Source organism: Hyperthermus butylicus DSM 5456 (genome assembly GCF_000015145.1).
Taxonomy (GTDB): domain Archaea; phylum Thermoproteota; class Thermoprotei_A; order Sulfolobales; family Pyrodictiaceae; genus Hyperthermus; species Hyperthermus butylicus.
On record NC_008818.1, the window covers coordinates 1,053,837 to 1,068,389 of the forward strand.

Sequence of the window (14,553 nt, forward strand, 5' to 3'; positions counted from 1 at the left end):
ATTTATCCCTTATATAGGTTGGTCAGATGGGCTCCTTGAGGCGTCAAGAAGACAGCGATAGAGAAATCAGAATATTACACTATATTATCGTTATTAACGTCAATAAAATACCTCTCGAAAAAATATGCATGCATAACAAATGAAGGTACTACAATGTCCTAAGTATTGCTTTCACAGTCTTTTATAATATTCGCGGCTAGTTTGTTAATTCCGGTTGGTTCCAGGCTGTAGGGGCTGTGAGGAGTGTGGCGGGCACGACCCCTCCTATGGGGGATGGTGTGAACGGACCCGCTGAGCCCCTACAAGCCGTTAAACCCTCCCAAGCGGTAACCCCTTCCTTATCGGTGAGCCACTCTATGGCTAGGAGGCTCCACTTTGGTCCCGCTGGGAAACCAACTACGCTCAAGAGTGGCGACTACGTGAAGGCTATAGAGGTCATAGCGGGGATGGGCCTGGATGCTATAGAGTATGAGGCTGTGCGCGGTGTAAGAATAAGCGAGGCCAAGGCACGGGCGATAGCAGAGGCCGCGGAGAGGTACGGGGTCATAGTCTCTATGCACGCCCCCTACTTCATTAACTTTGCCTCGCCCGACAAGCAGACCGTGGAGAAGAGCCGTGAGAGGCTCATAGCTTCTGTCCGGGCGGCAAGCTGGATGAACGCCTACGCTGTTGTCTTCCACCCCGGCTACTACAAGGGCAACAGTAGCCCCGAGGAGGCCCTGCAGAGGACCATTGAGAATCTACGCAGCGTGGATGAGTACATAGAGCAGCAGGGCATCAAGGGTGTCTGGATAGCCCCCGAGACGACTGGGAGGACAGCACAAGTTGGGAGCGTCGAGGAGGTCGTGGCTATCTGTAGGGAGCTGCGCCACGCACGCCCAGCTGTAGACTGGGCCCACATTCACGCTAGGAGCCTCGGCAAACACGTGGTATCCGTCGACGATGTTGTCAGGATCGTAGAGTACATTGAGAGGGAGCTAGGCACCTGGGCGGTCAAGCCGTTACACACGCACTTCAGTAAGATAGGGTACGGGGAGGGCGGCGAAAAGGAGCACCACACCTTGGCGGAGGGGGAGTACGGTCCTGACTGGAGGATAGTGTGCAGAGCATACAAGAATCTCGGCATAGAGGCAGTAGTGATATCTGAAAGCCCCATACTTGAGCAGGACGCGCTTGTTATGAAGAAGATATGCGAAGATGAAGGGTAAACCTAGACACAGCCGGGCTCCGCTACCGTTTTTACCTTCGTCCAAGTACGTGGCTACTATAGGCTCCTTAGGGGTGCCTAGTAGAGTCTTGGGAGGCTATCCTGTCCACTTGCTAGCAGTACTTGCAGCGTATAGCCTTACACTCCCAGCAGTCTATGGCAGGATAGTCGTTAGCTGCAGGAATATACGGGCCTGCACTCGGCAGCTTAGACTCCTCGCCATCGCATCCACATCGGTGCCAATTACCGGGCTCGTCCTACTAGCACGGATTGCACGTGATATACTGGTAGAGGCTGTTGTCGCGGCGGCTGCAGCGCCAATTGTTGTAGCTGTGGTGGCTAGGATGCTGTTCCGGCCGAGCGGCATAGTTGAGGCTTGGTATCATGGTGTGAGGGTTAGTGCCAGACTAGTCGACATACCCATCCCGGCGTTTAGCGTAGCAGTGCTCGGCCGGGTCTACCTTTCAACCCGCGCTCTGGCAGCACCAGTTCACCGTCTCTGCGTCATGATAGCCCATGAGCAGGGGCACCTGGAAGCGTTCCACCCGGTTCCCGTACAGCTCGCAGCACTAGCCCCAACAGCAGCTGCTGCAACAGCTCTCACGGTTCTACTCTCATCAGCCATGCTGACACCAGCCTGGATAGCGAGTACCTTACTCCTAGTAGCCTCCCTGGCCATTGCATGGACGGTCTATAGCTGGTCCTGGGAGCACCTCGCGGACCTACACTCGGCGAGAATCTGCAGTGTACAAGCTGCACTTGACACACTCGCGGCACTAGCTGGCTGGAGAACATGTATGATAACGCCAGCAAAAGCCTACCGGGTGCTAGTGAAAACGCTTTGGCCAAGAAGGGCGCGAGGCCCCTTCCTCATTAACCCCCATCCACCGCCATGCCTTAGGCTATGGCTGCTCAGCCGCTTCCAGCTCCTCAAGACTAGCCGGCCAGAACCTAACAGTGGCTGGGCCCCATAACGCCTCGACCACGGTTACAGCTTGCTCGCCCATCGAGACACCGCCATCTGGAGCCTCGAGATACGCCCCAAATACCACACCGTCAACCAGTACTAGGCCAGCCTGGTAACCCGACTCGTAGACTATACAGACTCTCCCAGTGAACCTTGACCCGGAAAGCTCACGCTCAAGCCGGAGCCACACATCGCCCTCAACTTCAAATTCGACTCCTGCAGTATCAGCACAGCAAACCTTAGCAGCAACATGGTCAAGGGGTAGTCCATAGAAGCTGCTCATGCTGCGAGATACGATGCTTGCCTCCAACCCGCAGCCCCGACGGGAACACTAGACGGAACAGAGCCCACTGCAACCCCCACGCCACCATAAATAACCAGGTAACACCAACCCCAAACACTGCACAGTAGCCCCTAGGCCGCTAGGCTACGCACACGAGCAAGCTAAAAATACAGCCATTCACAATCCACGGCTCCTCAAAAACACTCCTTCAAGACTGTAGCAGCACCATTTCCACCAACACTCTACCCCAATACGTATAGTGTAGCCATAAGGCGCTCAACCTCTATGCTAGCCACGCCAGAAAGCTACGTGGACAAAAGGGGGATACAACTACGTCTTTTGTACTGCTAGAGTTCTATTTCAAGCCCCGTCCGGTAGTCTATGAACACTACCTTATCAAAGCCTGCTTCGTGTAAGGCGCTCTTGGCCTTGGAGAGTATAGTTCTCCATAACTGGTTGTTGATGAATCTACAGAAGAAGCATGAAGGATCTGTACCTGTATAGTCTACGAATACCACAAGGGTGTCCCCCGACAACCTTAGCTTCCTGACAACACCCAGGCTAACTATATCTGCGTCAAATCCGGGAACTATTACCTGTCGTAGGACGCTTTCAGCTCTATGGAAAATAGGTGCTAGCTCAGCCTTAGGCTGCTTCTGCGACTCTTGTTGATGCTCGTTCCTGGAGGTAATCTTACTCAGCCAGCTGAACAGAGGCAAGCTTGACACCTATATACTTCTGTAGAGTTGCTAGGTTTTGAGCTGTGCTTTCTCTAGAAGTCTCTCGACGTCACGGATGCTGGGCAGTTCCGGTATGATCTTGGCCGTCAGTGTTATGGTTACCTCGCCTGTTTCGGGGTTATATGATACGTCGTACTCTTCTACTGCCTGGTACGTGTCCTCTGTTTCTATGATCTGCGCTATTGCTTCCTCAAGTTGATGCTTCTGTTTGCCCGTTGCTACCTGTGCCGTGTAAACTGCCTCTACGCCATCAGGACTTGCATCTATAAAGACTGTTCTCACCGTGGCAGAGGACGGTTTGAACTGGATGATTATTCTGGGGCCGTAGGTGTCTATTTCGAGGTCTTCTATCTCGTCCATGCTTGCTCCGAGCGCCTCAGCTATCGGCCTAAGCGCTTTCTCGAGAAGCCGAGCCAGCTTCTCCACGTTGTCCATAGCTCTCCTCCCCGGGGAGAATGCTGGGTTGCAGCCTTAGGTCTTCTGTATGCCTCTTCATGAGGCTAGGGGTTTCGGGCAGGAGCAGCTTCGCGGGTTTAACTGCTGCTATTTTGCACGATTGTGCCCCCAGCGTCTGAGCGCCCTGTGGTGTGGGGTCGCCTATGGGCGTCCCTCATCACACCTATTGATCAGTTGTTAAGGCCTCGCTCACCCCCATGGAGGACTACTAGTGTCTCTCTAATGGGGTCCCTTGTCTGGGTTTTCCGTGGCTGGTCTACGGCTAAGGTATTAGTAGGCATCGCGTTTCCTTCCCATAATCCCTCCTGGAGGCTGGCCAGGGCTTGGCGCTACATGATATTGTTCGTTCCGAGGTGTTGCCTGGACGTGCTACTACGTTGACGTTTATTGCTAAGGCTCGGGAGGCCGCCGCGCGTGGCCTCGACGTCATTAGTTTCGGTGTTGGACAGCCCGACGCGCCTACGTTTCCGCATATTGTTGAGGCTGGTATACGGGCTCTTGAGGAGGGGTTTACAGGGTATACTGAGACTCAAGGAATTCCCGAGCTTCGGAAGGCAATAGCAGATTATCTGAACGAGCGGTATGGGGCGGGTGTTTCGGCCGACGAGGTCATCGTTACGACTGGAGCTAAAACAGCACTGTTCGTGGCCATGGCCGCTGTGCTGAGGCCTGGCGACGAGGTATTGATACCGGAGCCTAGCTACCCCTCCTACGCCTCAACAGCCCGTATCCTCGGCGCTCGGCCGGTGTTCGTGCCGCTCCGCTGGACTGGTAGGGGCTTCGAACTCGACGTCTCAGCTGTGGAGGAGAGGCTGACAGAGCGTACGAAAATGATAGTGCTTAATAACCCACACAACCCCACCGGGACAGTGTTCAACGCGCAGGCTGTCGAAGAGCTTGTTGAACTCGCCTCCCGGCGGGGCATAGCAGTACTGGCTGACGAGATATACGACAACTTCGTCTACGAGGGCAGGTTCCGCAGCGTCCTCGAGTCCGCCAGATGGAGGGATGTTGTTCTCTATGTTAACGGACACTCTAAGACATTCTCGATGACAGGGTGGAGGCTTGGCTGGCTCGTAGCCGACCGGAGGCTCATCCCGCTGCTCCGCTTTATAGCGGAGAACGTGTACAGCTGCGCGCCGAGCATCAGCCAGCGCGCTGGCGTAGCCGCGCTACGGGGTCCGTGGGAGCCGGTCCGGGAAATGGTTGAGGAGTTCCGCCAGCGCCGCGACATCATGGTCGAGGAACTCTCGAAGATACCCGGCGTCGAGACCTACAAGCCGCAGGGCGCGTTCTACGTATTCCCTCGGCTTGCCCGGCTGGTAGAACAGCTCGGCATGACTGTTGAGGAGCTGGTTGAACACATGATCTACTCTAGGGGCGTCGTAATGATACCGGGCAGCGTGTTCCCCGACAAGGCCGGGGCGTTGCATGTACGGCTTAGCTATGCGCTGCGGCCAGAGAGGATAAGGGAGGGCATGAGGAGGTTCCGGGAGGAGGTCGAGAACCTCCTGGAGGAGAAGGCGAAGAGATAAGCGGGGGAGGATAGGCGTAATTAAGGCGCCAGGCAACCCCTCCCCTCCAATGGCGACTGTTGACAAGCTGCATAGTAGGATAGCCGGGGTGACAATAGGTGTCTGCTCGCGGCGTCGAGCCAGTGGTTCGTAAGCCGTGCCGTGTAGTAGCAGTTGTGAGCGGTGGCCCGGACAGCACAGGGTACATGGTGCAGTGGCTAGCTAGGGGGTGTATGGTTCACGCGCTGAGCTTCAACTACGGCCAGAAGGGTAGCAAGGAGCTGGAGGTTGCGGAGAAGCTCCTAGCAAGGATAAACGAGATGGCTTCCTCGCGGCCAGGCTGGGGCCGCATCCTAGAGCACCGTGTAGTCGACATGTCGTTTATGAGGGAGTTGTGGAGAGGCACACAGCTCACCGATGAGACCGTGAAAGTTGAGGAGGAGTACCAGCCCACCGTCGTGGTACCGATACGGAACGTCGTAATGCTATCCATCGCCACGGCCTACGCCTACAGCCTCGCTGAGCGCTATTCCGGCGAGAACATCTACGTGGCCTATGGCGCCCACTACAACGACATCGCACCCCGGAGCGATACCTGGGAGCCACTCTACCCCGACTGCAGCCCCGAGTGCATCGAGGCGCTGCAGACAGCGTTTAGGCTATGCCACTTCCGCGGCAGCAGAAGAATAGAGGTATGGAGCCCGTCCAGGGAGGGTCTAACCAAGGCTGAAAACTTGAAGCGCACCTACCAGCTGATAGGCAATCTCATCTACGAGACTTGGAGCTGCTACGAGAGTGGCAGGTTCCACTGCGGCCGCTGCAAGAGCTGCAGAAACAGGCACCGCGCCTTCAAGGAGGCTGGGATACCCGACTGCACCCCCTACCTGCACCCGCCAGGAGACCCGAGCGAGTTCGAGGAAAGGGTAATCGATGGCGTTAGAGTCTACGTGCATCGCAGCTGCAGCCGTGCCAGGGAATCCTAAGGGCTAGGTTTATGGGGGCCAACCGGACCACTACTAGAATCCAGACTGGGGGCACAGCAAACCCTAGGCCCCCACCTCTTTGGCTCAGAACGGAGGGTCAAGGGTGCAGCAATACAGCCGCGGAGAGGAGCTCCCCTTAACGCCGCCCAGACCGGACATCGGCGCGCTAGTAGTCGCCGTCATGGTTGGCGCATTGCTCGTCGCTGCTGGAAAGCCCACTGGGCTCGCCTTCTTCCTCGCCGCCGTGGCCGGGCTGGTTGCGCTCCCCATACTTTTCCTCGCCCGCGAACTAGCCGTATTTCATGCAGGTAGGAAGCCCCTTGAGCCCAGCAAGGCTGGCCTTGTGGCTGACTGGGTGGCCGCAGTTGCGAGGGAGGCCGGAGCCCAGAAGACATCGATACTCTACGTATACCGTAGAGGCGTGAGCCTCCAGGTGGTACAGTTCGGCGAGCCCATAGCCAGGGAGAGAAACCCCAGGCTTGAGGCAGGACTTACCTGGCTCGTCCACCGCGCAGCTTGGAACGGGCTACTAGCAACAATGCTCCACCGTGGCCTCCTCATAGTGGCGCTTCCCGCCCGGACTATGCATATGCTTTACAGGCTTGTCGGCTGGGATAGGCACGGCCCATACGTAGTCCTCAAGGGAAAAGAGGCCGTCATAACTGTATACAGGGCGCTGAGGGAGATGTTGACAGCACTATCCCAGGGAGCAAACCGTGCATACATAGCCTACGCCGCGACAAAGCTCGCTACAAGGCTGCTGGTCCGGGGGCTCCTGCGCATAGACCCTACCGAGGCTGAGCGCCTCGACGCACTGCTACCCGCGGAGCCCCCATGGGTGCGGTGGAGGGTGCAGCGCCAGCTAGCCGAGGAAGCCGTTGAGGCCATAGGAGCTTAGTATTTATGCGGAGCAGAAACAGTATAACTACCATGCCGGGCTGTGAGGAGGTGCTTTTCACCCGACCCCACGGACGGGGCTGCGGAGCGCTTGCCGCTCCGAGCCCTCCACGCGCCTCTAGCGGGCTGATGAGCCCACCCTTGGCTTAGCCCCTTTGCAGGTGCTGAGCTGCTTTTAGGCTGACCCGCCGCATCTTCCCGATGCTTCAGCCCTCATACCTACGGGACCGTGATACCCCTCGGTAACCACCTTTACCTCGCCACCTCCTAGTGCTTCACAGAAGTCCCTGACAATTGTAGCTGTCAGCTCCTCTTGCAGTATCTTCCTGCCCTTGTAGCTCTGTAGGTAGAAGTGAAAGCTCAAAGCCTCAATGTAGCGGCAAACCCTGCCCGCCGATGACGGCTTATACTCTACTATCACCCTGTACAAGTCAACCATACCCGTAACCGGGCATACAGCCTCAACACTACCCGTAAGCACAACCTTTTCAACGCAAGCCTCGCCTTCAACAACCCTTAGCTCCTTGTGCTGCATTGTTCCCGCCCAAGCAGGGAAACAATGCTTGCTCCCCTTATGACCCTAGAGGTGCACAGCATTCGGCGCTCCCAAGCCTTGAAGCAGGGCGCCAACGCTACAATGGATGTGGAACTGTATAACGCTACATTAGACTAGCTCCACCATACCCTCTGGCCTGGTGTCTGTGGAGCCTTGAACAGCCCCCTTGACGAGGTTCTAGCTGTTAACCCGGCAGCACTAGAGGAAACATACCGCAGCAGAGAGCTCTTCCAGGGATACCGTGTAGAGCCGCCCTTCGCACTACGGCTCGACGGTGTTGGGTGGGGACACCGCCTAGAGGGCTTCACGCAGCCCCGCGACCTCCGCGTGCACCGCGCACTGGTACACGCTGTTATGGAGGTTCTAAGACTGCTGGGGGGCTGCTGTGGCTACGTGGTCAGCGACGAGGCCAACATTGTCTTCCTAGACGAGGCCCCCTACGGTGGCCGCGTCGAGAAGCTAGCCAGCATATCTGCCGCCATAGCCTCAGCCACTGTATCCCTGGAACTCGGCCGCAGGCTATTCCTAGACTCCCGCGTTGTGAAGCTCTACAGCAAACGGGACGCCTACCGCTACCTACTCTACCGCGCACGGGTCGGCTTCAACAACTACGTCTCAACACTCTACCACCAACACCTAGGCTCCAAGAAGTACACGCCACCACTACACGTAATGCTACACGAACTACGAGAGAAGACAGACCTCGACCCCCTCAAGGGGCCGCACTGGCGTAGCCTGGGCAGCTGCATAGCATACCTAGAAGCCGAAAGACAATCCAACAACACCATGGCTCTGAGGAGACGAATAGCAGCAATGGACGGCCTCGAACTCTGCAGAAAGAAGCTACTAGAAAACGAGGGCAAGGAATAAAAACACCCCACACACCAGAACACTGAGGAATCATGGATTGGTGGGCCGGTAGCTCAGCCTGGAAGAGCGCTCGGCTTGCACCCGAGAGGTCCCGGGTTCAAATCCCGGCCGGTCCACCACCCTCTACTCAAATCTCCTTCGCTTAGTTGCTGCTTTTACATGAGCCGCTCGTTCACGATTCTGTCGAGAGGCCCAACACACTTGGTGACTACTCTACCATTCTCTCGGCCTTGCGGGTAGACGTATATTCTTCCCTTGATCTTCTTAACTACAGGCTTGGGAGGCAAGGACTAGACCCGTATCAGAGGCACATCAAGCATCTGTTATGTAGTTAACACGTAGACAGCTAACCCTGACAAGCAGAAATGGGCAGCCAAGAGGAGTCTACAATCAACTCCTTGTAGCTGAGGACACAAGTAGTTAAGTTACCATGTTTTGTTACACCTCTATATGAGGTTAAGAATTCCACATTAAGGTGGATTAGGTAGAGGGGCACCATGTTTACAGACTATAAAATAAGGTATTACTTCTGCGAGAGGTATGTTACTGACTCTACGCTTCTTCCCAACTCCATACTTCAAGACTTTAGCTATCAGCATGAACTCATAATAAACTTGCTTAGGGAGATAAAGGAGAGAATTGGCATAGATTACGAGCTTTACCCGTTAAGATGTAATGACGAGGAGATTATTTATAAAGAGCACTTTGTTAGGAGAAGCAGAATACAAGATTCACGACCTTACAGTTTCCCAAGCTCTTAAATCAAATAGAGGAAACGTCTACATACATGGAGTTATAGCTCTTGTAAAGAATGGAGAAGTTGTATGGTATCTCAAGGGTTGGAAACGCGACTATAATTTATGGCACGAGAAGACCGAGGAAATAAAGCCGTAAGAAGAGGCTTAGGTTCCTAGGCCTACAAGTAGGCTTTCTTATGCTTGTTCTTGAGAATCCACAGTACCTCACAGACATTATAGAATACCTCTTGGCGTTAAGCTTATTAATACCGCTAAACCTCGTACCACAGTAACTCCATATGCTTATTCAATAAAGAGCGTAATGCTTGCAGCGTTTCCTCTACGCGCAGACATAGTAGCAATCAAAGATCCTTCGAACATACAACCAGGCATATACCTCTTTGCACGTGGATTAAGACAGGCATATAGGCTTAGCAGGCTGCAAGAGGAGTATAGCATGTTTCCCGACACAAGAGTTAGTACCTTACTTGTTGATGATCTTGCAGAAATGGAAATACACGGCAGAAAGGCAGTAGTAGTTGAGGTTAAAGCCGATAGAGTGAGCGAGCAAGCTATAGGCCGGCTTCTAACATATGAAGCTCTATTAAGAATTGAGACCTGGATCCAATACATAGATAAAGTCATAGCTGCACCAAAGAATGATGCACTGAGCATAAAGCTGATGGAACTCTAGTGCAACAGTTTTAATGGCCTCATCCTATAGTATTTGATCTCAAATATTTTGGTTATCTCTCCATCTTCTCTAAGTTGCACTAAGCAATCCCCACATATCTCCACATAAGTAGATAGTTTTTAGTGTGCTTCTTGCCAAGGGGCCTTCCCTCATCATCAGTTTTATATCAGTTTTATAATGGTGGCGGTTTATACAATAGAAGCTACGTCCGCATAGCTCGCAACGAGCTATATAATCAGTTACGTGCTTAACTTGGAACTGGCATCAATACAAACCCTCTATACTACTGCTTTATAGTGTCCCATTACGTCTGTTTCTTCAACTCTTTTTACTAACAAAGCGTTGAAATAGCTCCCAGCACCCTGAAATACGGATCAAGGCTTTCATTCACTAAACGGTCTATCCCTCATACCTAGAAGAAGCTAAGACATAGCACGTTTTCACTCAACGGGCAAACTCTGTCCTAGCCACAATACACGCTCCACGCTTTTAAGTATTGCAATAATTGTAAGGTGATAATTACTAATGTGTATAGTTTCGTGTGAACTGCTTGTCCTTCGTCTGGAATGTAGGGATAAGTTACCCAATATCATATGATGCAAAGCGTTCTTATGTTTCGGAACTAAATTGTAGATTGTATTATTGGTGGGTGTATTTTACATAGTACCCTTTACATAGTTAAACACGTGTTATATAGTCTATTTGCTTCTTCAGTGTAAATAATTTTTAATATTGCTAAACTCAGATATTTTAAACAGTGATATCTTAAACAGTGTGGAGGCTTGAGGCGATAGGGGTATGCAGAGGACTGACAACAATTCTCTTAAGCTCTCTAGGCGTGCGCTGCTGCGTGCTGCTATCGTTGGCGGTGTAATGGCTGTTCTCCCGAAGGCTTCTCTACGTGCGCTTGGATTTGCTGCTCCTAAGCGCTATCGTCTCGGCGAGATTGGCAGCCTAGATCTCGAGGAGACTGTTGAGGTTCGCGGCGTCTGCACCTACTGTAGCGTTGGCTGTGGCATAATATTCTACAGGAGGGGTAACCGCGTAGTCTACCTTGAAGGCGATCCTGACAACCCGCTTAACGAGGGTAAGCTCTGTGCTAAGGGTAAGGCTGGCATCCAGCTGTTCGGCGCACAGAACCCGCTGAGGGCTAGGAAGCCGCTGATCCGTGTTAGCCCGAAGCCTAAGCCGGAGGAGATCCTGGCGGCAAGGGATAGCAATGAGCTAATGAAGGTTCTCGAGAAGTACAAGCCTGTATGGCGAGAGGTTACGTGGGAGGAGGCATTCGCCTACATAATGAAGAAGATGAGGGAGATACTGGAGGAGAACCGTGACGCTATAAGAGCCTACCACCCCTACGACGGCAAGGTCTGTGACAGCAAGAAGGGCTGCTGGTTCCGGCTGGGCAACCAGTACCCAGTCATGATAATTGCCGGTGCTAAGCTGCTAAACGAGGAGGCATACCTCATAAGGAAGATATCGATGCTCATAGGGAGCAACAACATAGACCACGATGCTCGGCGCTGCCACTCAACCACCGTGGCGGGTCTCGCCGGCACCGTTGGCTTCGGTGCGCAGACCCAGAGCTTCCCCGACACCCAGTACATCAGCGTCTACCTTATCCTCGGCGGCAACCCTGCAGAGGCACACCCTGTTAGCATGAGGCATGTAATGAAGGGCGTGAATAGGGGTACGCTAAAGCTGGTTGTTGTGGACCCGAGGTACGGTAGGACTGCTTCCAAGGCTGAGCTGTTCGCATTCCACAGGCCGGGCACTGATATAGCGGTTCTCTACTACCTGCTGCACTACGCGTTCTGGGAACGCAACCCACCCATAGACCAGCTGCCAGAGTTTAAGGAGTATGCCAAGAGGTTCAACATAGACCTCGAAGAGATAGAGGAGATTAAGGATATTGCCAAGAGGTTTACCGCCGAAGAGGTATCAAGGATAACTGGTATACCGGTAGACAAGCTGAGGGAGATAGCAAAGCTATTTGTCGAGAATAGCGGTGTAACCACAGGCTTCAAGAGGTTTGCCTCGATAGAGTGGGCTATGGGTCTTACACAGCACCATGTAGGCACCCAGAATACCAGGCTTGCGACACTAGTACAGCTAGCCCTCGGCAACGTTGGATTCCCGGGCGGTGGCCTCAACCCATACCGTGGCCACAGTAACGTGCAGGGCACCACTGACCTCTGTATACTGAGCCACATATTCCCAGGCTACATCAAGATACCGACCAACAGCAAGCAGATACGTGCATATCAGGAGTGGAAGCTGAAGGGCTTCCCAGACGCGTTCAACTGGAGGCCAAGCATGAATACTTGTAAGGCTCTCGGCCTAAAGTGTGAGGAGTGCGACGAGAATGGCGACAACTGTAAGCTACGCGTTGATAGCAACGCACTACTCTGGTCATGGTGGTTCATGAACTGGCGCCGCTACGAGCTGGCAATGGGCATCTTTGTTGGCACCGACCCGGAGGACAAGCCATGGGACGAGAATAGTGCTGTGATAAGTGATCTACCACTCAACAAGGGCTACACCGAGAACACATGGTGGATGGGTGTCCTAATGCCAGACGACCCGAGGACTAAGAAGATAGGAGGCAAGATAGATGCTATGTGGATATTCGCTGAGAACATAGCTGTAAGCAATGCAGATGCAAAGATGACCATGGCCGCACTGTCGGCTCTAAAGCTGCTAGTGGTTGCAGACATATTCCTAAGCGAGACCGCGTGGTTCGCCGACGTATTCCTCCCATCGGCATTCCAGTACGAGAAGGAGGGCAGCATAACCAATAGCAACCGCTGGATACAGTGGCAGCACCGCGTCGTAGAGCCGCCGGGCGATGCCAAGCCAGACCTATGGATAATGTACAAGTTCTGGGAGTACATGAGGCGTAGCGGGCTCGTAAGGCTACCCAGCGAGGAGTATGGAAAGAGGGTTGAGAGGGTTCTAGTGAAGCACCCCGACGCTGACACCGTCGTCGAGCTGTACAGGAGGAAGATAGAGCCATTCATGAACTATGGCAGCTCTAGATACCCGTGGCGCGACTATCAGGAGGTAGATCCCGTCCTGGTATACAAGGAGATTGACGCCGCTGTAGACCTCTACTATGGCCAGTACGACTGGGCTCACGACAAGATTCTAGCAATGAGGCGTATCAGTGCGCCACGCGTACCCGGCCAGCCCGACGGCCTCATCGATAGCGGCGAACTGGAGCACCCAGGTGGTAAGGCTCCGCTAAGGCTCTACAAGGACTGGGGCTGGAGCTGGCCTAGGAATGTTAGGATACTCTACAACCTCTACACACTAGACAAGACCTTCGGCATTAAGGATAAGTTCACCTTTGAGTCTGGCAAGTACGCTGTAGGCCCCGAGCTAGATGGCAAGACTGTAGAGATTTGGGGCGAGACTGGAGAGATCATAGATGCGAAGACCAAGGAGCCAAGACCAGCATTCATACCGGGACACAACTTCTTCATCGGCAAGTACTATAAGAGGGCATGGACCTGTCTCACCGAGAAGTGCCGCGAGAAGTCTACAGCTGACATATTCACCGGCGCTGTATCCGCTGAGGAGCTGATAAGGGAGGGCAAGACTGCTGGCAAGATAGTCGTCTGGAGGCTTGACGGCAGCTACGAGGTGAAGACGGTTGACGAGCTAGGTATAAGGTGTCCAATGTGCGAGAGCTTCTACTACGATGAGGAGCTAGTAATAGGCTATGGCAAAGCTGCATTCAACAAGCCGTACTTCAAGGGCTCCAAGACAGTTAATGGCAAAGTGGTAGTCTACAAGGACTGGAAGGAGTGGCGCCAGGTGCACGACAAGTTCATCGAGGAGTTCAAGAGCTGTATGGCTGGCAACCCTGAGAACTACAGGAAGTGTGTCAAGCAGATGATTGATAAGTATGGCGAGTGGTATGCCACAATGGGCCCCGACGGCAACGTATGGGCATACAGTATAAACTATCCATACCACTTCGAGCCCGTTGAGAGCCCAAGCCTCGAGCTAGCCACAACATACCCTGCAATAGCATGGAGAAGGATAGAGAACATGTTCTACATTGAGCCGCCAGAAAAGATGCCAGAACTCTACAAGGCTGTCACCGCTACCATGGAGGAGCTGCAGCGCATAGCACCAGAGGGCGCTGCCATAGTTGTTGTCACCGAGAATAGGCTTGAGGAACACTGGCACACAGGCATGATGAGCAGGAATGTGCCCTACCTAGCAGAGCTAATTCCAGAGCCATTCATAGAGATACCGAAGGAGCTAGCAGACAAGCTAGGGATTAAGAGTGGCGACGTAGTAGAGGTTGGCAATAACAGAAACGTGATCTACCTGAGGGCACTTGTCACCCATAGAATGCCAAAGCTAAACATCGCTGGCAAGGAGGTCTACGTAGTCAACATACCATGGCACTGGGGCTGGAGCGGGGCACACAACAGCTTCGACGTAGCCAATACAATATCGATACTAGCACTGGACATCGTAACAACAATGCAGGAGACCAAGGCGTTCCTGGCGTGGCTGAGGAAGGCGCCGCCAGAGAAGTACACGTACAAGTCAGAGCCTAGGATAAAAACAGCTATTGCTTAACCCACCAACAATGTTTAACCCATACACATGGTCCATGTAGGGGGTGTGGA

Annotated in this window: 13 protein-coding genes and 1 tRNA gene; 9 read left to right on the plus strand and 5 right to left on the minus strand. The window is 53.5% G+C overall.

Translation table 11 applies throughout. The features are described 5' to 3' along the window. Positions 1–356 precede the first annotated feature (356 nt). Together HBUT_RS05430 and HBUT_RS05435 are read left to right on the plus strand one after the other, a co-directional pair. Positions 357–1,208 carry a TIM barrel protein gene (locus tag HBUT_RS05430; protein ID WP_011822201.1) on the plus strand — a complete coding sequence of 284 codons (852 nt, stop codon included), beginning with the start codon at positions 357–359 and terminating at the stop codon, positions 1,206–1,208. A gap of 88 nt (positions 1,209–1,296) precedes the next feature. Then, positions 1,297–2,181 (plus strand): M48 family metalloprotease, encoded by an 885-nt coding sequence (locus HBUT_RS05435; protein ID WP_011822202.1) that lies wholly within the window; start codon positions 1,297–1,299, stop codon positions 2,179–2,181. On the opposite strand, the gene HBUT_RS09555 is transcribed toward HBUT_RS05435, so the two are convergent. From HBUT_RS09555 to HBUT_RS05445, 3 genes are all read right to left on the minus strand, one after another. Then, the gene (locus tag HBUT_RS09555; RefSeq protein ID WP_011822203.1) at positions 2,110–2,484 is read right to left on the minus strand and encodes a hypothetical protein; all 375 of its coding nucleotides are present in this window, start codon (positions 2,482–2,484) and stop codon (positions 2,110–2,112) included. The genes HBUT_RS05435 and HBUT_RS09555 overlap by 72 nt on opposite strands. Before the next feature lie 320 nt (positions 2,485–2,804). Then, complete coding sequence (locus tag HBUT_RS05440; RefSeq protein ID WP_011822204.1) at positions 2,805–3,176, minus strand: iron-sulfur cluster assembly protein; 372 nt, start codon at positions 3,174–3,176, stop codon at positions 2,805–2,807. 30 nt (positions 3,177–3,206) lie between these two features. Continuing rightward, positions 3,207–3,632, minus strand: coding sequence for a hypothetical protein (locus tag HBUT_RS05445; protein ID WP_011822205.1), 426 nt, complete (start codon positions 3,630–3,632; stop codon positions 3,207–3,209). A gap of 344 nt (positions 3,633–3,976) precedes the next feature. Between HBUT_RS05445 and HBUT_RS05450 the strand changes: the two genes are divergently transcribed. The 3 genes from HBUT_RS05450 to HBUT_RS05460 all read left to right on the plus strand — a co-directional run bounded on the left by HBUT_RS05450 (position 3,977) and on the right by HBUT_RS05460 (position 7,048). Beyond that, on the plus strand, positions 3,977–5,188 hold the full coding sequence (locus tag HBUT_RS05450) for a pyridoxal phosphate-dependent aminotransferase (protein WP_048061493.1): 1,212 nt from the start codon (positions 3,977–3,979) through the stop codon (positions 5,186–5,188). A 98-nt stretch (positions 5,189–5,286) separates the two neighbouring features. Beyond that, positions 5,287–6,150: a 7-cyano-7-deazaguanine synthase gene (locus HBUT_RS05455; RefSeq protein WP_011822207.1), complete on the plus strand. Its 864-nt coding sequence runs from the start codon at positions 5,287–5,289 to the stop codon at positions 6,148–6,150. Positions 6,151–6,253: 103 nt separating this feature from the next. Then, the gene (locus tag HBUT_RS05460) at positions 6,254–7,048 is read left to right on the plus strand and encodes a hypothetical protein (RefSeq protein ID WP_011822208.1); all 795 of its coding nucleotides are present in this window, start codon (positions 6,254–6,256) and stop codon (positions 7,046–7,048) included. 174 nt (positions 7,049–7,222) lie between these two features. Here the strand turns inward: HBUT_RS05460 and HBUT_RS05465 are convergent, their stop codons facing one another. Further along, complete coding sequence (locus tag HBUT_RS05465) at positions 7,223–7,582, minus strand: GTP cyclohydrolase I (protein WP_011822209.1); 360 nt, start codon at positions 7,580–7,582, stop codon at positions 7,223–7,225. Positions 7,583–7,756: 174 nt separating this feature from the next. Here HBUT_RS05465 and HBUT_RS08965 point away from each other — a divergent pair, with 174 nt between their 5' ends. Then, complete coding sequence (locus HBUT_RS08965) at positions 7,757–8,473, plus strand: tRNA(His) guanylyltransferase Thg1 family protein (protein WP_011822210.1); 717 nt, start codon at positions 7,757–7,759, stop codon at positions 8,471–8,473. A 42-nt stretch (positions 8,474–8,515) separates the two neighbouring features. After that, positions 8,516–8,592 (plus strand) — tRNA-Ala (locus HBUT_RS05475). A gap of 36 nt (positions 8,593–8,628) precedes the next feature. Here HBUT_RS05475 and HBUT_RS09350 read toward each other — a convergent pair. After that, entirely contained in the window at positions 8,629–8,760 is a 132-nt protein-coding gene (locus HBUT_RS09350) for a putative integrase (RefSeq protein WP_110138754.1), read from the minus strand. A 772-nt stretch (positions 8,761–9,532) separates the two neighbouring features. Between HBUT_RS09350 and HBUT_RS05485 the strand changes: the two genes are divergently transcribed. Continuing rightward, on the plus strand, positions 9,533–9,904 hold the full coding sequence (locus tag HBUT_RS05485; RefSeq protein ID WP_011822211.1) for a hypothetical protein: 372 nt from the start codon (positions 9,533–9,535) through the stop codon (positions 9,902–9,904). 798 nt (positions 9,905–10,702) lie between these two features. Beyond that, complete coding sequence (locus HBUT_RS05490; protein WP_011822212.1) at positions 10,703–14,503, plus strand: molybdopterin-dependent oxidoreductase; 3,801 nt, start codon at positions 10,703–10,705, stop codon at positions 14,501–14,503. Positions 14,504–14,553: the final 50 nt, after the last annotated feature.

Bases quoted from the DNA above. Each gene is read 5' to 3' on its own strand.
- HBUT_RS05430 (WP_011822201.1), top strand. From the start codon at position 357: ATGGCTAGGAGGCTCCACTTTGGTCCCGCTGGGAAACCAACTACGCTC.
- HBUT_RS05445 (WP_011822205.1), bottom strand. From the start codon at position 3,632: ATGGACAACGTGGAGAAGCTGGCTCGGCTTCTCGAGAAAGCGCTTAGG.
- HBUT_RS05485 (WP_011822211.1), top strand. From the start codon at position 9,533: ATGCTTGCAGCGTTTCCTCTACGCGCAGACATAGTAGCAATCAAAGAT.
- HBUT_RS05490 (WP_011822212.1), top strand. From the start codon at position 10,703: ATGCAGAGGACTGACAACAATTCTCTTAAGCTCTCTAGGCGTGCGCTG.
- HBUT_RS05465 (WP_011822209.1), bottom strand. From the start codon at position 7,582: ATGCAGCACAAGGAGCTAAGGGTTGTTGAAGGCGAGGCTTGCGTTGAA.